This window comes from Pelomonas caseinilytica (assembly GCF_021353235.1).
Classification (GTDB): Bacteria; Pseudomonadota; Gammaproteobacteria; order Burkholderiales; family Burkholderiaceae_C; genus Pelomonas; species Pelomonas caseinilytica.
On sequence record NZ_JAJTWT010000006.1, the window covers coordinates 41402 to 62462 of the forward strand.

Consider the following 21061-nt stretch of genomic DNA (forward strand, 5'->3'; position numbering starts at 1 on the left):
GAAGGTCAGAACTTGTAAGTGCCGGTCAGCGCCACGATGCGGCCCTTGCCTGGCACGTAATGGCCGGTGTAGAGCGTGTCGGCGTAGAGCTTGTTGGTCACATTGTCGACGTTGAGCCGGAACAGCAGCTCGTCCTCGAGCACCGTGTATTCGGCCATGAGGTTGGCGACGACGAACTTGGGCGCGTAGAAGCCGGGGTTGCGGTTGGGCTGCTGGCCGCTGCGGGCGTTGAAGCCGCCGCCGACGCGCCATTGCGGGTTGAGCTTGTAGGTCGTCCACAGGCTGCCGGAGTAGCGCGGGGTGAGCGACGGCCGGGCGCCCTGGCCCTCGGCGCCTTCCGCGGCGACGTCGATCTTGGCCACGGGCATCCACGTGAAGGTGCCGAAGACCTCCCAGTCCGGCGTGATGCGGCCGGTGATGTCGACGTCCAGGCCGGCGGCGTGGCGCTTGCCGGAGAGCTCGACGAGGTTGGTCAGCGGGTCGGTGTTGCGTTCGTGCAGCTTGGTCGCGCGGAAGATGCCGAAGCGCGTCGTCAGGCGGCCGTCGGCGGAGTCGAACTGCCCGCCGAGTTCGAGGTTGATGGACTTCTCCGGCGGGATGCCGGCGTTGGCGGCGCTGAGCGAATAGGTGTCGCCCGAGGTGTTGAAGGAGGTGGCGCCCATCAGGTGGAAGGACAGCTGGGCGTTGGGCTGGAAGAGCACGGCCGCCCGCTTGCTCCACTCCGACACGCGCATCGAGTAGGGCTGGGTCGTGACCGGCGCCGGGGCGTTGGCGGGGATGGCGTAGACCTTGTAGTCGCCGTCGAGCTTGTCGTAGCGCAGGCCGGCCAGCACTTTCCACATCGGCGCGACCTGCATCATGTCCTGCAGGTAGGCGCCATAGCCCTTGGAGACGTAGTCGTTGTTGGTGCGGAAGCTGCGCAAGCCCTCGTCGATCCAGGCGCCGTCGTTGGGGGTGCCGATGGTGGTGGTCGGCTTGACCGGTACGACGCCGCCCTGGGCCGCCGAGTAGGCGGTGTAGACCTGTTTCTTCTCCTGGGCGAAGTCGACGCCGGTCTGCAGGCTGTGCTCGAAGCCGGCCGTCTTGAAGCGCGCGCTCAGGTCGCTCTGCAGCGTCACGGTCTGCATGTCCTGGACCTTGAGCTGGGTGCCGCGGTTGATGACGGTGTTGGGGCCGAAGGTGTCCAGCGAGACGCCGACCTTGCCGGGCTGCAGGGCCGCGGCGGCGAAGCGCACGGTGCCGGCCCGCTGGTCGCGGGTGTAGCTGGCGTAGCGGGCCTTGGTGACCAGCTCCACATCGGGAGTGAAGCGATGCGTGTGCTGGCCCATCACGTAGCGGGCCGAGCCCTTGTTGCGGTCGCTGGCCATGCCGTAGTAGGCGGTCGGGTCCAGCGGCAGCAGCGTCGTCGCGCTGGCGGGCGAAGCCAGCGTCGGCCGGATCCAGGGCATGCCGTAGTTCATGCCGTTCTCGTTCTCGAGGGCGTAAAGGGTGAGGCCGAACTCGTCGTCCTCGCCGATGCCGGTGCGCACCGAGCCTGCAACACCCGCCTTGTTGATGCTGCTGCCGGCGCCGTCGTTGTCGCCGCGGTTGACCATGGTGCCGATGCGCCAGGCCGTCGTCTCGCCGGTGCGGCGGTTGAAGTCGCCCACGGCGCGCAGCTGCGAGTGGCTGCCGACGGTGACGTCGACCTGGTTCTGGTCGGCCAGCAGGGCCTGCTTGGTCACCTGGTTGACCGCGCCGCCGCTGGAGCCGCGGCCGAACATCAGCGCGCCCGAACCGCGCAGCAGCTCGATCTTGTCGAGGAAGAAGGTGTCGCGGTCGTAGAAGGCCGGGTCGCGCATGCCGTCGATGAAGATGTCGCCGGTGCTTTGCAGCGAAATGCCGTGGATCTTGATGTCCTCCTCGCCGCCCTCGGCGGCCTGGAAGGTGATGCCGGCGGTGTTCTTCAGCACTTCCTTGACGTTGTCGAGGTTGCGGTCGTCGATGAGCTTCTCGGTGACGACGGTGAGGCCTTGAGGGATGTCGCGCAGGTCCTGCTTGCCCTTGCCGATGCGGGTCTCCGTGGCCTGGTAGCCGTCCTTGCCCTGGGGCTCGGCGCTGGCGCGGGCGCGCACGGTGGGCAGCACGTTGTCGGTCTTCTCGGGCGCGGTGGTCTGGGCCAGGGCGGCCGAGGCCAGGCCGAAGCCGGCGGCGAGGGCGCCGAGGGGAAGGAGGACGGTGGGCTGCGGCTTGCCGGATTTCTTGTTGTGGCGGGACATGGAAGGCTCCGATGGATCGTGGTGAATGGGCATGGCTTTGCCCAAGGCGGCCTCGGGGCCGCCCACGGCATGGCTACTCGGGGAAAGCGGTGCGGGTCAGCGGTCGACTTCGTAGGACATCGGGGCGATGACCTCCCACTCGACGGGCTGGCCGTTCTCGGTCTGCGGCACGAAGCGGGCGCTGCGCATGTCGAGCAGCGCCTGTTCGTCCAGGCGGGTGAAGCCGGAGGACTTGACCAGCGTGATCTCGCGCGGCAGGCCGTTCATGTCGACGACGACGCGCAGCTGCACCACGCCGGACTCGCGCAGCCGCTTGGACATCAGCGGCACGGTCATGCGCGGCTCGCGCAGGTAGCGCACGGCGCTGGCCGGGATGCGCTTGAGGGCCGGTGCCGGCGGCGGCGCGACCTGCACGACCGGCGTGGGCGCCGTCTGCACCGGCACGGCGGCCGGCGGCGGCGGGGGCAGCGCGGCCACGACGGGCGCGGGGGCCGGCGCCGCGGCGATGGCGATCAGCGGGGGCTCGATCAACGTCGGCGCCGGCACCTTGAGATCGGGCATGGCCACGGGCGTGGGCGGCAGCGGCTTGGGCGGCTCGGCGGGCGCGATGACCCGCACGACGATGGGCGTCACGCGGCTGATGGCGCGCTTGACGTCCTGCATGCGGCTCAGGCCCCAGAAGGCGAGCAGGTGGGCGGCGGCGATGCCCACCAGCAGCACCCGCCGGCTGCGCGGAGGGCGCGCCAGCTCGGCGTAGCTCGTGCGCGGCGGCACCAGGGCCGCAGGCCGCGGCGGCAAGGCGACCGGCGACGGCGCAACGAAGGCGAGGGAGGCGGGCTTCACGAACGAGGCGGCGGAGGAGGACACGGAAAAATCTTAACACGAATGCGAACGATTCTTATTTGATGAATCGCAAGCGAGGCCCCCGCGCGACACCCGCCGAAGCGGGCGCCCGATATGCTCGCGGCATGAAGATCCTCGTCCGTTGGCTGCTGCTCGCCGGCGCGTTGCTGCTGGTGGCCCACCTCTATCCCGGCGTCGTCGTGCGCAGCTTCACCTCGGCGCTGATCGCGGCGCTGGTGCTGGGTCTGCTGAACACCCTGCTGCGGCCCATCCTGGTGCTGCTGACGCTGCCGGTGACGGTGCTCAGCCTGGGGCTCTTCCTCTTCGTCATCAACGCCCTGATGTTCTGGGCGGCCGCCTCCGTGCTGGACGGTCTGGCCGTCACCGGCTTCGGCGCGGCCCTGATCGGTTCGCTGATCTACAGCCTGTGCGGCATGGTCATCGACGTGCTCATCGAGCGCCTGTTCCCAGGGGACTGAGCACCATCTCCACCCCGGCGCGCGCCAGCGCCGCCAGGGCTTCGCGGGCGTCGCCCGCCCGGGCTCGCAGGGCCATCGAATGCAGCACGGCCGAGGCGAGCTCGGCCCGCGTCGCGACGTCGGTACCGGCCGGCAGCTCCCCGGCGTCCACGGCCTGCTTCAGCCGCGTCTCGAAGGCCGCCGTGAAGCTGCGCAGCGAGTCGCCGAGCTGGCGGCGGATGGCCTCGTCGCGGGGCGCTTCGGTCGCGGCGGTGCCGATGAGCAGGCAGCCGCGCGCCGCTTCGTCGGGCGGGTAGTAGAGCTGCAGCGCCAGGTCGTAGACGCGCAGCAGCCCCTCGCGCAAGGGCCGGCCTTGGAGGGCCGCGGCCATGGCGGCGTTGGATTGCTCGGTGTACAGGCGCAGGGCCTGCAGGTAGAGGGCGTGCTTGTCGCCGAAGGCCCCGTAGAGGCTGGGCCGGTTCAGGCCGGTGGCGGCGCCGAGGTCGTCCATCGAAGTCGCCGCATAGCCTTGGCGCCAGAAGGCCAGCGTGGCCTGGGCGAGGGTGGCGGCAGCGTCGAAGCTGCGCGGCCGGCCGCGAGGCCGCCGTGCCGGCGTCGGGCCGTCGTCTTCAGGTTTTTGTACCACGATGAATGAAATTCATTGACGCCATTGAATTCTGTTCAATATAGTACAAAACACTTTGGAGATCGTGATGGAGCTGTTCTTTTCACCCATGGCCTGTTCGCTGGCGAGCCGCACCGTGCTGTACGAGGCGGGCGCCGAGGCACGTTTCACGCAGGTGGACGGCCGTGCCAAGCGCACTCGGGACGGCCGCGACTACTGGCAGATCAACCCCATGGGCCAGGTGCCGGCGCTGCGAACGCCCGAGGGCTGGCTGCTGACCGAGAACGCCGCGGTGCTGCAATACCTGGCGGAATCATGGCCCGCCGCCGGCCTGCTGCCCGCCGACGCCGGTGCCCGTGCCCGGGTGCGGCAATGGCTGGCCTTCATCGGCACCGAACTGCACAAGGCGGTCTTCGTGCCCCTGCTGGATCCCCAGGCACCGGCCGACGTGAAGGCCTACGCCATGGAGAAGGCCGCGCTGCGCCTGTCGGTGCTGGAGGCTCATCTGCAGGCACACGAGCACCTGGAAGGCGACTATGGCGTCGCCGACATCTACCTCGCCGTCGTGCTGAACTGGGCGCCCTATGCCGGTGTCGACCTCGCGCGCTGGCCGGCCGTGCTGGCCTATCACCGCCGCATCGGCCAGCGCGAAGCCGTCGCCCGCGCCCTGCGCGAGGAATTCGCCCTCTACCAGGAAGAACAGCGCCAGCGCGCCGCGTGACGGCAGCCTCTACCCGCCCCGAGGCGCGCGCAGCGCCGCCACCCCTCCAGCGACTCCCACGGATCCGGCTTTGCCGGTCCGTCGGGAGTGCCCCCTTGAGGGGGCGGCCGTCAGGCCGTAGGGGGTGGTCTCAATTCGGAAGCTCGACGTCCGGCGGGATGTAGCGGCCCTTGTACATCTCGGCCAGGATGCCCTGGCGTTCGTAGACGAGGGTGCGCAGGCGCGCGTCGATGACCGAGGCCTCGACCTGGTCGGCATCGGGCCCGCGGGACTGGCGCAGCCCCGAGCGCAGGCGGTCGATGGCGCCGTTGAGGTCGCCCGCGGCGGCGCGCGTCTCGGCCTGGGCGCGCACGGCGCGCAGGGGCTGGCCGAGCTTCTCCCAGATGAGGGCGAGTTCGTGCCAGGCCAGCGCGTCGTTCGGTTCCAGGCTGACGTGGGTTTGCAGTGCGTCCGCCGCTTCGCGCAGCGCGGGTCCGGCCGTCGAGGCGGGGCCGGAGGCGAGGGCCAGGCCGACGCGCTGCATCAGCATGGGCCGGGACTTCTCGCCTTGCAGCTTGTCGAGCGCCGCGATGCCGTCGGCGGGGCGCCCCCGGGCTTCGGCCAGCTCGGCGCGCAGATAGGTCAGCAGCCGGCTCGCCGCCGCCGTCTCGGTGGGGCTGGGATTGAGGAGTTGCAGCGTCAGCTCGGCGCTGCGCAGGGAGGCGCCGGCGCGATCGAAATTGCGCAGCTTGATGGACGCCAGGGCCGCGGCGTAACGGGCGCCGAGCTGCTCGTAGCCGTTGCCGCCGTCCTTCAGGTCGCGCGCGCCGGCGTCGTAGTTCTCGAGCACCTTCCAGGCGTCCACGCGCGGGTCCATCAGCACGCGCGAGCGGGCGGCCATCAAGGCGTGCTCGGCCAGGCCGCGCGGGCGGGCGAACGGCTCCAGGGCCAGCCGGGTGCGGGCGTCGCCGATGCGCTCGCTCGTCAGCGGGTGCGAGCGGAGGTAAGGGTAGGCGCCCGAGTCCATCAGGTGGTAGGCCTGCTCCATGCGCTCGAACATGCTCACCATGCCGCTGCCGGCGAAGCCCGCCTCGACCAGCACGTTGAAGCCGACACGGTCGGCCTCGCGCTCCATGTCGCGCGAGAAATTGAGCGACAGCTGCGTGGCCGCTGCCTGGCCGCCGACGATGCCGGCGTTGGCCATCTCGATGTTCCCGCGCGAGGCGGCCAGCACGCCCAGCAGCAGGCCGGCGATGGCCACCATGCTGTTGCGCGAGTCGCCGGCGATGCGCCGGGCGATGTGGCGCTGCGTGATGTGCGACAGCTCGTGCGCCAGCACCGAAGCCAGCTCGTCGCGCGAGCCCGTCATGGCGATCAGGCCGAGGTGGGTGCCGACGAAACCGCCCGGCAGCGCGAAGGCATTGACGCTGCGGTCGCGCACGAGGAAGGGCTCCCAGGCGAAGCGCGCCTGGGTCTCGTCGCCGATCTGGCCGAGCTTGCGGGCCGCCTTGACCAGCGGCTCCCAGATGCCTTCGAGGTATTCCTGCAGCAGCGGGTCCTGGACGTAGTCGGGGTCGATGCGGATCTGGCGCATGACCTGGTCGCCCAGGCGGCGCTCGGAGCCGACGTCCAGGTCCTGCGAGACCGAGTCGCCGAGGGCCGGCAGGTTGACCTGGGCATTCAGCGGCGCGCCGGGCAGGGCCAGCGTGGCGGCTGCGAGCAGCGTGAGCAGGGGACGGGTGGCGAACGGGATCTTCATCAGGCAAGGGCTCCTGCCGCCGCGGCGCCGGGCGGCTGTCTATGATGCCTGCAACTCGGTTTCCTGTTTGTTTCGCTGTATGAGCAACCCCCTGACCCACTTCGACGCCCAGGGCCAGGCCCATATGGTGGACGTGTCGGCCAAGGCTGAGACCCACCGCGTCGCCGTGGCGGCCGGCGAGATCCGCATGAAGCCCGAGACCCTGGCCCTGATCGCCAGCGGCACTGCGAAGAAGGGCGACGTGCTGGGCGTGGCGCGCATCGCCGCCATCCAGGGCGCCAAGCGCTGCAGCGACCTCGTGCCACTGTGCCATCCGCTGCCCATCACCCGCGTGGCCGTGGACTTCGAGCTGGACGAGGCCGGCAACCGCGTGCGCTGCCGCGCGCAGGTGGAGACGCTGGGACGCACCGGCGTGGAGATGGAGGCCCTGTGCGCCGTGCAGGTGGGGCTGCTCACCATTTATGACATGTGCAAGGCGGCGGACCGCGGCATGGTCATCGCCGAGGTGCGCGTGCTGGAGAAGCACGGGGGCAAGAGCGGCGACTGGCAGGCCGCCGCCTCAGCGTAGCGAGCGCCAGTCGACGATGCCCGACGCCGGCTGGCACTGCTTCATGGCCGGCGCGGAGGCCGGGTCATCGCAGGTGGCGAACCAGGTGTCGCCCGTCGGGTTGCGGAACTCGCGCAGCCGGTCGGCCAGGTAGCGGGCACCCTCGACGTCGCCGGTGGCTTCGAGCGACATCGACCAATGCATCAGCAGCCGCGCGTCGATGAGGCTGAAGGCGGTGCGCCGCGCCGCTGCGAGCGCGGCAGGCCCCGGCGGCTGGCTGGTAGCCGCGGCGTAATCGGCCTGGTGGCTGAAGAGTAGCGAGTGCTGGCCCGCGGCAATGCGCTCGTCCAACGGCGCGGCATCGGCTGGCGGCGCGTAGATGGCGACGACACGGTGGTAGTCCCACAGCGCGAAGGCGCTCCCGGCGATCAGCAGGCCGCCGAGCCCTGTCCACAGACCGGCGGTGGGTCGCGACGCGGTGGTGTCGACCGGCAAGGCCAGCCCGAGGGCGAAGCACGCCGGCAGCAGGAAGTAGGCGTACCACAGCGGATATTCGAGCAGGCTGTGCAGGCCGATGGTCAGCACGATCATCAGGGCAGCGCGGCGCAGCGGGGCGTCGGCGTCGTCGGCCGCGGCACCGCGCCAGGTCTTGACCAAGGCCCAGGCCAGCAGGCCGAGCACAGCGCCCGCCCACGGCAGGCCCAGCTCCACGGCCAGCTGGGCCGGCAGGTTGTGCGTGTGGTCGAAGAAGGCGATGGGCCGGGTCGGGAAGGGCGTCAGGCTCCAGGCGAAGTTGAACTCGCCCCAGCCCACACCGAGCCAGGGGTTGGCCAGGGTCAGCGCCCAGGCGTCGCGCAGGATGGCCAGCCGCGACGGCGAGCCCGCGCCCTCGGCCAGGCGCGAGGCGGCGCGGAAGGCGTGGCCGCCTTCGGCCGACCACATCGACATCAGCCACCACGAGGCGCCGAGCATGAGCGGCGTGCACAGCAGGCCGAGCCGCGCGCTGCGGGACAACCGGCTGTCCACCGCGCCCCAGATCGCCAGCATGGCGATGCCGATGTAGCCGGTGCGCGAGGCGCTGAGCACCACCGTGAAGACGAAGGCCCACAAGAGCGGCACCAGTGCCCAGCGCCAGCCGCGCTTCTCGGTGACGAAGACCGCGCCGATCGACGACCACATCATCAAACTGGCCAGGTGGTTGGGCTGGCGCAGGTTGCCCACCGCGCTGCCCACCACGCCGGAACGCGCGATGAGGCTGCCGTCGGCCAGCTCAGGTGCGAAGACCTGGACGAGGCTGACCAGCACGCTGGCCAACCCGGCGGCGAGCAGGCCCCAGCACAGCGCCTCGGCGGCGACGCGCCGCGCGTCGGCCGACAGACCCTGTGCCAGCAACAGCACGGCCAGGCCGGCGCCGATGACGGCCATGGCGCTCAGGGCCAGCGACAGCGGCAGGGCGCGCCAGAGGAAAGAGGTGAGCGGCGCGATGAACAGGAGCAGCATGCCGAGCGCGGCAGGACCCTTGAGCGCCGCCAGCCAGCCCGGCGCCGAACGCGCCCACAGCACCAGGACGAGGCCCCAGCCGGCCAGGGCGAGCAACTGGTTGTAGAGCGTCGCCGCCGGCGTCTGGTTGTAGGCCAGCAGGGGCGGCAGGGCGGCGGCGATGACGAGGCCGAGCGGCGCGGCCTCGTTCGAGGGAGAGGTCCGGGAAGACATGGGCGCGGATGATGACACGCGCCGATGGTGATCGCCCGGTCGCGTCTCAGCGTGACGACGGCGTGGTGGGAAGTCCTGGCCAGGTCGGCGGTGGCGTGGAAGAGAAGTACTGGGGACGCCATTTCCAGCCGCAGATGTCGAAGAACTCGGTCACCGCATAGTCACTGCGCCGCGCCCACACGACGTAGGAGCGCGCGGCGAGCGGGTCATGTGCCGGCAGGGCGGCGTGGCGGGCCCCTCCTTCTAGGTGGAAAGTGGCCTCACCCCACGCCGTCGGGCCGCTCAGGGTCGCCACGGCCATCACGGCCGGGGCGAGGCGTCGCGGCGCCAACTGCGTGATGTGGAGCGCGCTGCGGGCGAACAGGTAGACCAGAGGTGGCATCGAAATACGCATGGCGGCGTCGGGCACGCTGCCAGCGGTCCAGGGGAGCAGCGTGAGGATGGCCAGGGCGGCGACGCTGGTGGCGTTCTGGACGAGGCGACCGCGCAGGATGAGGGCCGGAATCGCCAGCTCGACGGCGAGGAAGAGCACGTAGGCGCCAGGCCTGGTCAGTCGCTCGCCCACGCAGTCCAGGCACAGACCGCCCTGCGGGACTTGGTGCGACAGTGTCCAGGCCATGAGGCCCACGAAGACGGCGGCGAAAACGCCGCAGCTCGTGGTGGCCAGGCTCGGATGGCGCAGCGCATGGCGGAGATCGGGCGGCTCAAGCAGCTGGGCGGCGAGCAGGACGGACGCGCCGATCAGCACGTAGGGCGACCAGAGCGCCAGCAGTCCGGTGGCCAGCACCGTGGGTCCGATGTCTGCAGGACGGCGCAGCCGCAGCAGCAGGCCTACGAACAACAGACAGGGCAGGGCCTGGTGAGGCACCCAGAGCAGTTGGCTGAGCGGCGCGCTGTATTGCAGGGGGTGGTCCAGCAAGGTATTGGCCCACCACTCGTGATGAAAGCCAGTGAAGCTGATCGGCCGATCTTCAGGCCGCAGCAGCGTCTGCATCCAGCCGTCTGCGCCGCCCATGGTCAGGAACAGCGGGATGACCAGCGAGGCGAGCCGCCCTGCGCCGCGGCCGAGGCCTTCGAAAGCCAGGGCGAGGCCTAGTCCGTACCACACAGCCGTACAACCCACGATGCTCCAGCCGGTGAGGTAGGCGAGCCCCGCAGGCACCAGGTAGGCCCCGAGGTAGAAGCGCAGAAAGGCAGGCTCGCCCTGGAGGGTCAGCTGTACCGGCCAGGTTTGCGCCTCAAGTGTGTTCAGCAACGCCCAATGCTTGATCCAGTCCCAGTTGAAGTGGTCGGTGCCGAAGCCCATCAAGGCGAGGACGGGCAGTGACCATGCCGCGGCGAACAGCGTTGGCGGCCGAGGGCCGCCGTCGCCATCGCCGGAACGCATGGCCCGCCAGAGCAACAGGACCAGTGCGCCAGCCAGCGGCCAGCCAAACGCCGGCGTCATGAAGGTGATCAGGTAGAGGACGGCGGGAGCGCCAAGGTAGAGCAGGACTGCGGGTGTCACGACGGCGCGCCGCAGTTGAAGATCCGCTGCGCCGCGCCGAACGCCCACGCCAGCCAGCGACCCCGTGCTGTCAGCACGAAGCGCCCATGCTCCTCACTCAGGGTGCCGGTGGCCAGTTGCTCACGGACGCGGCGTTCAACGCCGCCCTCGCCGATGAAGCGGCCCGCGAACCAGTCTTCCATCTCGGCGCGGCTCATGCCGTCCCGGCTTTGGTCGAGTTGCTGTATCAGCCTCACCGAGTAGGCGCGATCCACCGTGGTCGGCACCGTGAACATGAAGGCATAGGCCAGCAGGAAGGTCAGCAGCGCATCCTTCGTCGCCGTCAGCCGGGCGGCTCGCGTCGAACGGCGTGTCACCACCCATTGGGCCAGTGCGCAGGCCGAGGCGCAGGCCAGGCCCTGATAGAAGAGGATGCCCTGTGGGAGCAGCTGGCGCGTCACGACGAAGGCGACGAGGAAGAAGAGGCAGCCGATGACGATATGCATATCGAACCTCGCGCACCAGCGCATCGCTGTCGAAATCAGCGCTTGGCGCCGTCCTCTTCGTGATAGTCGTCGTCGATATTGACGTCCCAGATCGCGTTGCGGCCGGCGCCGTTGTTCATGATGGCCTCGGCCGCGAGGCGCGCCGACATCATGGAGTGATCCTGGTTGTTGTAGCGGTGCATGCCGTTGCGGCCGCACAGGAAGAGGTTGTCCAACCCGTCGAGCCAGGCGCGCAATTCGTCGAAGCGCTGGAAGGCCGCGCCGAAATAACCCGGATAGGCCTTGGGCTGGCGAAGCACCGTGGCGTCGAGAAGTTCGGCTTCGTCGGCCAGGCCCAGCTGCTGCATCTCGCGCACGGCCAGGGCCTTCAGTGCGTCTTCGTTCAGGGCCCACAGCTCGTCGTCGTCGCGGGCGAAGAACTCCAGTCCCAGCCAGACGGTGTCCGGGTCGGCGACCATGTAGGGACTCCAGTTGTTGAAGACCTGCACGCGGCCGACCTTGACGCCCGGCTCCTGGATGTAGATCCAGTTGTCGCTGACATGGCGTGCCTTGCCGGCGACCTTGGGGCTCATGCGGCGGTAGAGCAGGCCGACGGTGATGAAGTCGCGGTACTCGAGGCCGCTGGCAATGGCCAGCGTCGGCGCGTCGGGCGCGGGTCGGAGAGCCTGGGCGAGCTCCCGGATGGGCATGGTCGACACGACGGCGCTGGCGTCGAAACCCTGACGCTGGCCTTGCGCGTCACGCGCGACGACGCGTTCGACGCGACGATCCTGGCGATGGATTTCGTCGACCGTCCAGCCGCGCAGCAGCCGCCCGCCGCGGCGCTCGAACTCGGCGGCAGCCGTCTCCCACATCTGGCCGGGGCCGTACTTCGGGTAGAGGAAGCTCTCGATCAGCGAGGTGTGCTGGGTGTCGTTGCTGCCGGTGACGATCTTTTTGAGCGCCTGCTTGGCGGCGCTGCCGATGGACAGGCTCTTGATCCGCTGGGCGCCCCAATCGGCGCTGATGTCGCGGCAGGGCACGCCCCAGACCTTCTCGGTGTAGTCCTTGAAGAACTGCAGGTAGAGCTGGCGGCCGAAGCGGTTGATGAAGAAGTCTTCCAGCGTGCGTTCGGGCGCGATGGGCCGGGCGGCCGCGGCCATGTAGCTGCCCGCGAACTGCAGGCAGCGCAGCGGGCCCATCTTGGCGACCAGGTCCATGCCCGGCTTGAGCGGGTAGTCGAAGAAGTTGCCGCCGAAGTAGATCCGCGACTGGCGGCTGCGGATCAGCATCACGGCGTCGTCCGCCTCGCTGGCGGTGGCTTCGTGGCCGCCGAGCAGACGCTGCCGGCCCTGATAGGCCAGACGCGCGTCGCCGCCGCCGTTGGCGGGCTTCGCGACGGGCAGGACGTCGCGCCACCAATCCATCACCCAGTCGGACTTGGAAAAGAAGCGATGGCCGCCGATGTCGATGCGGTTGCCCTTGTAGTTCACCGTCTTGGAGATGCCGCCGATGGCGTCGGTCGCCTCGAGGAGGGTGACCTTCGGGTAGCCCGCGCGCAGCAACTCGAGACCCGCGGTGAGGCCGGCGGGGCCGGCGCCGATGATGAGGGTGTGGGACATCAGGACGGTCGCACCGGGCGGACTCTCGTGAAGAGCAGCCACTTGCGCAACGAATAGTTGAAGCTGAAGACGAAGCAGGCGGTCAGGGCCTTGGCGGCAAGGACCGGCCAGCCGAGCTGACCGACGAAAGTCCAGAGCAGCAACTGTGTGAGGAGGAGGCCGGCCAGGCCGATGAGCACGAAGCTCGCAAACTCCACGCCGGGGTTGCGCAGCGTGCGCACGTTGAAGGCGTAGCGCACGCTGATGGCATAGCTCACGCCCATGCCGCTCAGGAAGCCGACACTGGTCGCCCAGGGCAGGGCCAGGCCTTGCCGCAGCGCCAGCATGAGCACGGCGGTGTCCAGGGCCAAGGCCAGTCCGCTGCCGAGAAAATAGACGGGTAGGCCCTGCAGGTGTCGTCGGAGTGGATGCACGGGACGTATTCGAAGGGTGCAGATGCGCCGAGGGACTTGCGGCGCATTGTGTGCGGGACGCGGCCGACCCTCATCGTGGCGGAAGCCTGCAATTCGGGTGTTTTTCACTATTGCGGATCGCGGTTGGGTCGGTCTCGCGAGCACTGGGTTGCAACAAGGAAGGCGATGGCCGGTTCGGTCAAGGCCCGGCGATGAGCTGGGCGCAGCTGTAGAGGGCGAACTCCTGGGCCGGCTCCCGATGCCTCGGCGGCGCCCAGACGGCGAGGGGCGCCTCCCGAAGCCGCTGCGGCAGGACAAGGTAATCTGGTCGGTCACGACGACTGCAGACCGTCACCAGTCTTTCCCGTTCCGGCATTTCGCAACCTCGCCGTGACGCGCGGTCCTTGACCAGCAACGAGGCGGCGCGGCAGCTGTCGCGCGTCGTCCGGATCGGCTGGTAGACCTCATTGCGGCTGCCGAAGATGACGGCGGTCCCACGGTTGAACAGCAAGCCGGCGCCCTGCTGGGTTGCGAAATGGCTGGGGCGCTCGAGCAGACCCCACACGGGGGCCAGTTGATGAGGCCAGTACACCGTCGCGTCGGACGGCATGTAGCTTGCGAACGGATGGGCGGAGGCGGCGGGCGACTCGATGGCGCGCGCGAGATCCGTGCGTTGATCCCAGGAGGCCACGGCGGCGCCGAACAGAAGAACGCTCAGGCCGAGGGCCATGAACGCGCCCCGGCGGCCCTTGCTGCTCAAGAACAGCAGACAGGCGAAGCCGATCACGGCGATGCTCGGGAAGGCGGCCACCCGCGCAAGGCCGTCGTTCCAGAAGGTCTCAGGCGTCTGCCAGGCAACTTCGCCCAGTTGGTCGGTCAGGCGGGCGACTGACAGGCCGGCGATGGCCAGCACGACACCGCCGATCGCAAACCGCCGGACCGAGCATGACGGCGCCCTCAGCCGCCAAGCAGCGACGGAACTGGCCGCCCACAGCGAGAGGGTGACCACGCCCTCGTCCAGGCCGATGTGGGCGTTGACGATCGCTAGCAGGAGCGCGCAGGCGCTCAACGGCCAAAGGCCTCCGAGTCGCCAGAGGCGGACGGCCAGCCAAGGCGTGAGCGCGACGGCGATGAGATGGGCGATCCAGTGCACGCGCCACAGCTGCAACTGGGTGACGAGCACCGAATGAAAGCCGTCAGTGCCCAAGGCGGTGAGACCCATGAGCCCGACGGTGGCGGTGACCACGGCGTGGAGAAGGCGCGTCCAGGCGTCGGCCGGGCGCAGGCGGCTTACCGCGAGCAACACAGCGATGTCGAGCAGGACGCGCAGCAACTCGTCGAGCGTCCAGCCCGACAGCATCACCATCGGGTTGCGATCTTGAACCATGGCCCACCAGTACGGGTCATAGGTTTTCAAGAGGCCATCCCAGGGACGCAGGCCGGCCAGTGCGGCCAAGACCACGAGAGGAACGACCGCCAGAAGCCAGAGCCAGCGGCGGTTCGACTGAAGGAGAAAGCACCAGCCCACCACCATCACCGGCAGGGCCATCAGCGGATGGAATGCAGCGGCCAGTCCCGCCAAGGCCGCTGCGGCCCACGTCCTGCCGTCGATGAGCGCCACCAAGCCCCATAGCAATGCCGGCTCGGCGAAGCTGCGTGCGGTCAGGAAGGGCTCCCCGTAGCCGATCACCGTGGTGCCACCGTAGATCGGTGAGACGACGGCGAATGCAAGCGCGCCCCATAAGGAAAGCGGACCGCGTGGCTCGAACCTCCGCAACAGAGCCAGCACGGCGCTCAGCATCAGCAGCCAGTCGGTCAGCAAGATCCCGACGTGCGTGGCGACCAGGCCCAGACGGTCGTACAGCGGCGCGATCACGGCGGCGTAGATCGAGTAGCTGTCCTGGGAGCCGCCCGCGAAGAAGGTGTCCTGGATCAGCGCCGGGACGCGGGAGTGGAGCAGGGCCTGGCCGAGGTAGAGCACGCCGTCATGGCGGATGCCTTCATAGGGGCGGGCGAGCAGCATCCCGGCACCGATGGCCAGAAGCGCAGCCAGCCGCTGCAGGCGCGCGGTTTCAGGCATCGAGTGGTCCTATGCAACGACAAAAGGGGCCGAAGCCCCTTGTTGTGCGAAGTGCCGCCGGAGCGGCACCTTGGAACGTCACGATCAGGTGTTGTTCTTCTCGATGGCATCCTTGATGACCGTGTCGGTGACCGTGGTGGTGGTCTTCCAAATCACGGCATCACCGACGACGTTCGCCACGTCGAACTTGATCGTCTTGGTAGCGGTGTCCTTGCCGATGTCGGCCAGCGTCAGGGTGATGGCGCCATCCTTGACATCGACGGACGCGACCTCCTTGGTGGCCACGGTATTGGGAATGCCATTCGTGCCGAGGTCGCAGCCCGTCGCGACGCCACCCTTTTCTTGGATGCAAAGGGCAACAGCACTCTTGTAGGCATCGCCGACGGTGATGGCGTTGGCGGCCTTGGCGCGGGTCGTGTAGGTGCGGTACTGCGGCAGGGCCACGGCAGCCAGGATGCCGATGATGGCCACGACGATCATCAGTTCGATCAGGGTGAAGCCCTGTTGGGCGCGTTGCTTGAGTTGCATGTCGGTACTCCGGAAAGAGTGAGTGGGAGGAGGGCAGACCCCTTGAATGCAGGGGGCGTGCCAGCTTCGGGAGCCTTCGGTGCCGTGCGAAACCGCACGTTTCGGCCGCGCGACGCCCCGGCTTTGACAAAAATCGTCACTCGGACCTGACGCGTTATGTCAGTCGACAGCCGGCGGCCAAGAAACGTCAGGCGCGAAAAAGGCGCCCGTGGGCGCCTAGCTCTCCGGAGCAGGGCTGGCCGCTCAGAGCTGCATGTGCTGCCCCGCCTGCAGCGCGCCGATGCGGTGCGGGCTGGCCAGGCCCCGGACGCCCTGCATGACGGCGTCGACTTCGCCGGGCTTGATGTGGGTGATGTGCACGTTCACGCTGCCGCCGAGCTGGGCGAGCTCCTGGCCGAGGTCGGCCGGGCAGAGGTGCTGGCTGACGTGGGCGAGTTCGGCCTCGTCGTCGCTGAAGGCCGTCTCGATGACGAGGTGGGACAGGCGCAGCTGGGACAGCCGCCGCCACAGCGCGGGATTGGGGCCGGTATCGCCGGTGAAGACCCAGTGCGCATGGCCTGCCGCGGCGCCGCCGTCGACGGCGAAGCCGACGGCCGGCACGGTATGGATGGCCGGCAGCACCTCGATGAACCGGCCACCGAGGTCCAGCCGGTCGCCGATGGCAAAAGGATGCAGGCTCAGCACCGGCGCTTCGCGGGTGGGCAGGGCGGTGAAATCGGGCCAGATGGCGCCGTTGAAGATGTGCTGGCGCAGCGCCTGCAGAGTCTCGGGCAGGGCGTGGACCTGGATGGGCGGGCGGCCGGCTGCCGCGCGCAGGCGCAGCACCGCGTCGGCCAGAAGCGGGATGCCCAGCACGTGGTCGAGGTGGGAGTGGCTGAGCAGGATGTGGTCGACGGCCGCCAGCGCGTCCAGTGGCAGGTCCCCCACGCCGGTGCCCGCGTCGATGAGGACATCGGCGTCGAGCAGGAAGGCGGTGGTCTTGTAGCCGGCGGCAATGGCGCCGGAGCAGCCCAGGACGCGGATGTTCATGCGGTGCGTGGCTCGGATTCAGGACCTCGCGTCGGGCGAGGCGGAGCCAAGAATGTACGCACCCCTCACGGGCGGGGGACGGTCGGATTACCGACTTGGGGGCATCGCTATCGTGAGGAAATCACACGCGGTGGCTGGGCCCGACGGGCGTGCCGCCCGACCGTGCCGCTAGGGCCGTCAGCCCTGGACGAATTGCATCTGCGTGCCGGCGAGCTCGATGAGGTCGCCGCTGCGCAGTGCGATCGATTCGCCCGTCAGGGGGATGCCGTTGACGCTGGGCCGCTGCCCGCCTTCGACATGGGCGAAGACGTAGCCGGTGGGGCGCTTGGTGATGGAGGCCACCTGCACGCCGGGCTTGCCCAGCGTCGTGACGACCTTGGTCAGCGCAACCTCGCGGCCAGCCGCGGCGCCGGTCAGTACCTTGATGGAGGCCGGGCCGACGCTGGCACCGCCCAGGCCGCCGAAGGAGGAACCCACGCCGGCGGAGGCCGGGGGAGCCATGCCGGCCCCGGCGCCCGGCTTGAGGATCATGGTCTTTTCGTAGTCCCCGCCGTCGTTGAGCAGGAACTTGATCTTGTACTTGCCGATCTCGACGGTGTCGTTGTCGGCGAGCAGCTGCTTCTTGATGGCCTTGCCGTTGATGTAGGTGCCGTTGGTGGAGTTGAGGTCTTCGATGAAGACGTCGTTACCGACCATCTGCAGGACGGCGTGCTCGCCCGACACCGCGAGGTTGTCGATGACGATGTCGTTGTAGGGACGCCGACCCAGCGTGGTCTTGTCCTTGGTGATCTGGACCTCCTTGATCACGACGCCGTCGAGCGAAACCACCAGTTTGCCCATGAATGACCTCAAGTTCTGTTGTTAGCGCCGACACTCTGCAGGCAAGAGTTTGTCAGTTGCCGCCACGCCGACCGAAGGGCCACCAGCCCCGTCCTTCGGTACGTTGACGGCCCTCGGCGCGGGCCAGGATAAGTGCGATGTTATCGCGCCCGCCGCTGTCATTGGCCGCGTTGATCAGCGCCCGCGCAGCCTCGGGCAAGGCCGGATTGCCGTTGAGCAGGTTGGCCAGGCTGTCGTCATCCAGCATGTCTGACAGCCCGTCCGAGCAGAAGAGATAGGTGTCGCCGGCCTGCACCTCGTGCAGGTGCAGCTCCATCAGCACCGTGTCCTCGACGCCGACGGCGCGGGTGACGAGGTTCTTGTTGCTGGAGAACGCGGCCTCCTCAACAGTGAGGAGGCCGGCGTCGATCTGCTCCTGCAGCAGGGAGTGGTCGCGGGTGATCTGGGTGAGGCGGCCGGCCCGCAGGCGGTAGCCGCGCGAGTCGCCGACGTGGCCAAGCAGCAGCCCCTCGGGGCGGAAGACGCCCAGCACCAGGGTCGTGCCCATGCCGGCGTAGCGCGGGTTGGTGTTGGCGGCGTTGAAGATGGCGCGGTTGGCGTTGTCGACGCAGATGTCCATGGCGCGGCGCACCTCGCCGGCCCGCGCCTCGCGGCCGGCGTCCTTGAGCCAGCGGCCCAGTTCGGTGGCGACGAAGCTGGTCAGCATCTGGCTGGCCACTTCACCGGCGTTGTAGCCGCCCATGCCGTCGGCCAGCACCGCCAGCCCGGCCGCCTCGTCCAGGGCCACCGAGTCCTCGTTGTTGTCGCGCGCACGGCCGACGTCGGTGGCGCTGAAGAACTCCAGGATCATGAGGCTTGCGGGGACTCGGGCGGTTGTGCGTCGGAGGGGGAGCGGCGATTCTGCCCTGCTTCCTCGGGCGGCAAGCGCAGTGTTTGCGCGAAGGCCTGGTCCTGGGCCTGGGCCGCCTCGGGGGGGGCGGGCTCGGCGTGCAGGTCCATCACGAGGACGGCCTCCAGGTCGCGGGCCATCTGTTCCCCGGAGGAATAGCGCAGCTCGGGCCGCTTCTCCAAGGCCACCGCGAGCACCAGCGCGAGGGACTCCGGCAGGCTGCGCCGGTAGGTCCGCACGTCGGGCGCGGGCTCCGTGGCGATCTGCTGCATGAGGCGGGCCATGGATTCGCTGTGGTGGGGCAGGGCCCCGGTCAGCAGCTGGTAGAGCAGTACGGCGAGGGAGTAGAGGTCGCTGCGGCCGTCCACCGTCAGGCCGGCCAGCTGTTCGGGCGACATGAAGGACGGCGTGCCCAACACCAGGCCGGTGCGGGTGCGGCTGCCGTCGCCGACCCGGGCGATGCCGAAGTCCATCAGCTTGAGGCTGCCGTTGACGCGGTCGAGCATGACGTTGGCGGGCTTGATGTCCCGGTGGATGACGCCATGACTGTGCGCATAGTCCAGCGCCCGCGCCAGCCGCACCCCGATCTGCACGACCTCGCGCACGGGCAGCAGCTGGTTGGCCTTGGTGAAGAGGCTGAGGTCGCGGCCCAGCACGTATTCGAGGGCGATCCAGGCGTCGGTGCCCTCCTGGCCGGCATCGATGACCTGCAGGATGTCCGGGTGCTCGAGTTGGCCGGCGGCACGCGCCTCGCGCATGAAGCGCTCGCGCACGTCGGCCAGGTCCTCGGCGGAGAACTCGCGGCTCAGCGACAGGCGCTTGACGGCCACCTGGCGGCCGGTGGAGCGCTGGGTGGCTTTGTAGACGATGGCCATGGCGCCGCGGCCGATCTCGGCTCCGAGTTCGAAATCCCGCAGGTCGTGCGGCGGCGTCGCGGACCTGGCCTGGGGGGCCGAGGCGCCGGGGGCCTGCGTCTGCTGCACGGCCGGCAGCGTCGAGAGTTCGCTGGGCGGCGCCTCGGCCGGCTCGGCGACGCGGCCGATCAGCCGTCGCCAGAAGCCGCCGGACTTGCTCGATTTGCCGCCGCTTGCCATGCGGCCGATCTTAGGTCGACTGGCGCCTGCCGCGCCGGCTCAGCAGCCAGCCGACCGCGACGACGAAGACGGCACCGCTGAGGCTGACCGCGTAGTCCAGCCCGTGCAGGTGGGTCTCGAACCACTCGTGCACCGCGGCGTCCGTGGTCGCCATCTCGCCGGCCACGAAGCCGAGCAGGGCCGCGCCGAGGGTGATGATGGCGGGGAAGCGCTCCATCAGCTTCAGCAGCAGCGTGCTGCCGAAGATGATGAGCGGGATGGACAGCCCCAGGCCGATGACGAGGAGGATGACCCGCAGGTTCTCCGGCGCGCTGTTGGCGGCGGCGGCGACGGCGATGACGTTGTCCAGGCTCATGACGAGGTCGGCGACGAGGATGGTACGCACCGCACTCCAGAGGCTGGAGTGGGCGTGCACGTCGGCTTCGCCTTCATCGTCCGCGAGCAGCTGGATGCCTATCCACAGCAGCAGCACGGCGCCGATGAGCTTGAGCCATGGCAGTTGCAGCAGCCGCACGGCGAAGAGGGTGAGCACCACGCGCAGCACGATGGCCGCGCCGCTGCCGAAGACGATGGCGCGCTTTTGCTGCGAGGCCGGCAGGTTGCGCGCCGCCAGGGCGATGACCACGGCGTTGTCGCCGGACAGCAGGACGTTGACCCAGATGATCTTGAGCAGCGCGATGAAGAAGGCGGCGTTCAGCAGGTCCATGGAGTCGGCGTGGCCGGTGCGATCGGCGCGGGCGAATGACAAACGGCAAAGAAAAAGCCGCCGGTGTCGAACCCGGCGGCTTCGTCAGGGGGTCGATTGCTGGATTACAGCAGGGCTTTCAGCAGCTTGCCCATTTCCGAGGGGTTGCGCGTCACGGTGAAGCCGCACTCCTCCATGATGGCGAGCTTGGCATCGGCCGTGTCGGCGCCGCCCGAGATCAGCGCGCCGGCATGGCCCATGCGCTTGCCCGGAGGGGCGGTGACGCCGGCGATGAAGCCGACGATGGGCTTCTTCATGTTGGCCTTGCACCAGCGGGCGGCTTCCGCCTCGTCCGGGCCGCCGATCTCGCCGATCATGATGACGGCGTCGGTGTCGGGGTCGTCGTTGAAGGCCTTCATCACGTCGATGTGCTTGAGGCCGTTGATCGGGTCGCCGCCGATGCCGACCGCGCTGGACTGGCCCAGGCCGATTTCGGTCAACTGGGCCACGGCTTCATACGTCAGCGTGCCGGAGCGCGAGACGACGCCGATGCGGCCCTTGCGGTGGATGTGGCCGGGCATGATGCCGATCTTGATTTCCTCGGGTGTGATCAGGCCCGGGCAGTTGGGGCCGAGCAGCAGCGTCTTCTTGCCGCCGGCAGCTTCCTTGGCCTTCATCTTGTTGCGCACTTCCAGCATGTCCCGCACGGGGATGCCTTCGGTGATGCAGATGGCCAGGTCCAGGTCGGCCTCGACGGCTTCCCAGATGGCGGCGGCAGCGCCCGCGGGCGGCACGTAGATGACCGAGACGGTCGCGCCGGTCTGGGCGGCGGCTTCCTTGACGGTGGCGTAGATGGGGATCTCGGAGAACTTCTCGCCGGCCTTCTTGGGGTTCACGCCGGCGACGAAGGCGTTCTTGCCGTTGGCGTAGGCCTGGCAGCCCAGGGTGTGGAACTGGCCGGTCTTGCCGGTGATGCCCTGGGTGATGACCTTGGTGTCTTTGTTGATGTAGATCGACATTTCTGATTC

The 21061-nt window shown here is 69.1% G+C and carries 20 protein-coding genes; 3 read left to right on the forward strand and 17 right to left on the reverse strand.

The features are described from left to right. Window positions 1–5: 5 nt before the first annotated feature. Together LXT12_RS15095 and LXT12_RS15100 are read right to left on the reverse strand one after the other, a co-directional pair. The gene (locus LXT12_RS15095) at window positions 6–2258 is read right to left on the reverse strand and encodes a TonB-dependent receptor (RefSeq protein ID WP_233393025.1); all 2253 of its coding nucleotides are present in this window, start codon (window positions 2256–2258) and stop codon (window positions 6–8) included. Between the two features lie 96 nt (window positions 2259–2354). Next, a complete protein-coding gene (locus LXT12_RS15100) occupies window positions 2355–3125 on the reverse strand; it encodes an energy transducer TonB (protein ID WP_233393026.1) in 771 nt (256 codons plus the stop codon). A gap of 101 nt (window positions 3126–3226) precedes the next feature. Between LXT12_RS15100 and LXT12_RS15105 the strand changes: the two genes are divergently transcribed. Further along, complete coding sequence (locus LXT12_RS15105; RefSeq protein WP_233393027.1) at window positions 3227–3580, forward strand: phage holin family protein; 354 nt, start codon at window positions 3227–3229, stop codon at window positions 3578–3580. On the opposite strand, the gene LXT12_RS15110 is transcribed toward LXT12_RS15105, so the two are convergent. After that, window positions 3552–4205: a TetR/AcrR family transcriptional regulator gene (locus LXT12_RS15110; RefSeq protein ID WP_233393028.1), complete on the reverse strand. Its 654-nt coding sequence runs from the start codon at window positions 4203–4205 to the stop codon at window positions 3552–3554. The two genes, LXT12_RS15105 and LXT12_RS15110, sit on opposite strands and share 29 nt — an antisense overlap. A 67-nt stretch (window positions 4206–4272) precedes the next feature. Between LXT12_RS15110 and LXT12_RS15115 the strand changes: the two genes are divergently transcribed. Next, window positions 4273–4905, forward strand: a complete 633-nt coding sequence (locus tag LXT12_RS15115; protein WP_233393029.1) for a glutathione binding-like protein — start codon at window positions 4273–4275, stop codon at window positions 4903–4905. Window positions 4906–5035: 130 nt separating this feature from the next. Here LXT12_RS15115 and LXT12_RS15120 read toward each other — a convergent pair whose 3' ends face one another. Further along, window positions 5036–6643, reverse strand: coding sequence for a M48 family metalloprotease (locus tag LXT12_RS15120; RefSeq protein WP_233393030.1), 1608 nt, complete (start codon window positions 6641–6643; stop codon window positions 5036–5038). 79 nt (window positions 6644–6722) lie between these two features. On the opposite strand from LXT12_RS15120, the gene moaC reads away from it, so the two are divergent. Further along, window positions 6723–7211, forward strand: a complete 489-nt coding sequence (moaC, locus tag LXT12_RS15125) for a cyclic pyranopterin monophosphate synthase MoaC (RefSeq protein ID WP_233393031.1) — start codon at window positions 6723–6725, stop codon at window positions 7209–7211. Here the strand turns inward: moaC and LXT12_RS15130 are convergent. The 13 genes from LXT12_RS15130 to sucD form a co-directional block, all read right to left on the reverse strand. Further along, a complete protein-coding gene (locus LXT12_RS15130) occupies window positions 7203–8903 on the reverse strand; it encodes a PglL family O-oligosaccharyltransferase (protein ID WP_233393032.1) in 1701 nt (566 codons plus the stop codon). The genes moaC and LXT12_RS15130 overlap by 9 nt on opposite strands. 46 nt (window positions 8904–8949) lie before the next feature. Continuing rightward, window positions 8950–10410 (reverse strand): hypothetical protein, encoded by a 1461-nt coding sequence (locus tag LXT12_RS15135; protein ID WP_233393033.1) that lies wholly within the window; start codon window positions 10408–10410, stop codon window positions 8950–8952. Next, complete coding sequence (locus tag LXT12_RS15140) at window positions 10407–10895, reverse strand: hypothetical protein (RefSeq protein ID WP_233393034.1); 489 nt, start codon at window positions 10893–10895, stop codon at window positions 10407–10409. The genes LXT12_RS15135 and LXT12_RS15140 overlap by 4 nt, the downstream gene beginning before the upstream one ends. 35 nt (window positions 10896–10930) lie before the next feature. Then, window positions 10931–12496 (reverse strand): NAD(P)/FAD-dependent oxidoreductase, encoded by a 1566-nt coding sequence (locus tag LXT12_RS15145; RefSeq protein ID WP_233393035.1) that lies wholly within the window; start codon window positions 12494–12496, stop codon window positions 10931–10933. Further along, window positions 12496–13053, reverse strand: coding sequence for a GtrA family protein (locus LXT12_RS26765; protein WP_327574390.1), 558 nt, complete (start codon window positions 13051–13053; stop codon window positions 12496–12498). The genes LXT12_RS15145 and LXT12_RS26765 overlap by 1 nt, the downstream gene beginning before the upstream one ends. 34 nt (window positions 13054–13087) lie before the next feature. Beyond that, window positions 13088–14968, reverse strand: coding sequence for a hypothetical protein (locus tag LXT12_RS15155; RefSeq protein WP_233393037.1), 1881 nt, complete (start codon window positions 14966–14968; stop codon window positions 13088–13090). 84 nt (window positions 14969–15052) lie between these two features. Further along, complete coding sequence (locus LXT12_RS15160; protein WP_304622767.1) at window positions 15053–15496, reverse strand: pilin; 444 nt, start codon at window positions 15494–15496, stop codon at window positions 15053–15055. Window positions 15497–15739: 243 nt separating this feature from the next. After that, window positions 15740–16525, reverse strand: a complete 786-nt coding sequence (locus LXT12_RS15170; protein WP_233393038.1) for an MBL fold metallo-hydrolase — start codon at window positions 16523–16525, stop codon at window positions 15740–15742. A 177-nt stretch (window positions 16526–16702) separates the two neighbouring features. After that, the gene (locus LXT12_RS15175) at window positions 16703–17365 is read right to left on the reverse strand and encodes an FHA domain-containing protein (RefSeq protein WP_233393039.1); all 663 of its coding nucleotides are present in this window, start codon (window positions 17363–17365) and stop codon (window positions 16703–16705) included. 52 nt (window positions 17366–17417) lie between these two features. Further along, on the reverse strand, window positions 17418–18215 hold the full coding sequence (locus LXT12_RS15180) for a Stp1/IreP family PP2C-type Ser/Thr phosphatase (protein WP_233393040.1): 798 nt from the start codon (window positions 18213–18215) through the stop codon (window positions 17418–17420). Next, on the reverse strand, window positions 18212–19348 hold the full coding sequence (locus LXT12_RS15185; protein ID WP_233393041.1) for a serine/threonine-protein kinase: 1137 nt from the start codon (window positions 19346–19348) through the stop codon (window positions 18212–18214). The genes LXT12_RS15180 and LXT12_RS15185 overlap by 4 nt, the downstream gene beginning before the upstream one ends. Before the next feature lie 10 nt (window positions 19349–19358). Next, window positions 19359–20054 carry a TerC family protein gene (locus LXT12_RS15190; RefSeq protein WP_233393042.1) on the reverse strand — a complete coding sequence of 232 codons (696 nt, stop codon included), beginning with the start codon at window positions 20052–20054 and terminating at the stop codon, window positions 19359–19361. Between the two features lie 104 nt (window positions 20055–20158). Continuing rightward, window positions 20159–21052, reverse strand: coding sequence for a succinate--CoA ligase subunit alpha (gene sucD / locus LXT12_RS15195; RefSeq protein WP_233393043.1), 894 nt, complete (start codon window positions 21050–21052; stop codon window positions 20159–20161). Window positions 21053–21061 lie beyond the last annotated feature (9 nt).

Bases quoted from the DNA above. Each gene is read 5' to 3' on its own strand.
- LXT12_RS15095 (WP_233393025.1), bottom strand. From the start codon at position 2,258: ATGTCCCGCCACAACAAGAAATCCGGCAAGCCGCAGCCCACCGTCCTC.
- LXT12_RS15105 (WP_233393027.1), top strand. From the start codon at position 3,227: ATGAAGATCCTCGTCCGTTGGCTGCTGCTCGCCGGCGCGTTGCTGCTG.
- LXT12_RS15115 (WP_233393029.1), top strand. From the start codon at position 4,273: ATGGAGCTGTTCTTTTCACCCATGGCCTGTTCGCTGGCGAGCCGCACC.
- LXT12_RS15120 (WP_233393030.1), bottom strand. From the start codon at position 6,643: ATGAAGATCCCGTTCGCCACCCGTCCCCTGCTCACGCTGCTCGCAGCC.
- moaC (WP_233393031.1), top strand. From the start codon at position 6,723: ATGAGCAACCCCCTGACCCACTTCGACGCCCAGGGCCAGGCCCATATG.
- LXT12_RS15130 (WP_233393032.1), bottom strand. From the start codon at position 8,903: ATGTCTTCCCGGACCTCTCCCTCGAACGAGGCCGCGCCGCTCGGCCTC.
- LXT12_RS15140 (WP_233393034.1), bottom strand. From the start codon at position 10,895: ATGCATATCGTCATCGGCTGCCTCTTCTTCCTCGTCGCCTTCGTCGTG.
- LXT12_RS15145 (WP_233393035.1), bottom strand. From the start codon at position 12,496: ATGTCCCACACCCTCATCATCGGCGCCGGCCCCGCCGGCCTCACCGCG.
- LXT12_RS15155 (WP_233393037.1), bottom strand. From the start codon at position 14,968: ATGCCTGAAACCGCGCGCCTGCAGCGGCTGGCTGCGCTTCTGGCCATC.
- LXT12_RS15160 (WP_304622767.1), bottom strand. From the start codon at position 15,496: ATGCAACTCAAGCAACGCGCCCAACAGGGCTTCACCCTGATCGAACTG.
- LXT12_RS15170 (WP_233393038.1), bottom strand. From the start codon at position 16,525: ATGAACATCCGCGTCCTGGGCTGCTCCGGCGCCATTGCCGCCGGCTAC.
- LXT12_RS15175 (WP_233393039.1), bottom strand. From the start codon at position 17,365: ATGGGCAAACTGGTGGTTTCGCTCGACGGCGTCGTGATCAAGGAGGTC.
- LXT12_RS15180 (WP_233393040.1), bottom strand. From the start codon at position 18,215: ATGATCCTGGAGTTCTTCAGCGCCACCGACGTCGGCCGTGCGCGCGAC.
- LXT12_RS15185 (WP_233393041.1), bottom strand. From the start codon at position 19,348: ATGGCAAGCGGCGGCAAATCGAGCAAGTCCGGCGGCTTCTGGCGACGG.
- LXT12_RS15190 (WP_233393042.1), bottom strand. From the start codon at position 20,054: ATGGACCTGCTGAACGCCGCCTTCTTCATCGCGCTGCTCAAGATCATC.
- sucD (WP_233393043.1), bottom strand. From the start codon at position 21,052: ATGTCGATCTACATCAACAAAGACACCAAGGTCATCACCCAGGGCATC.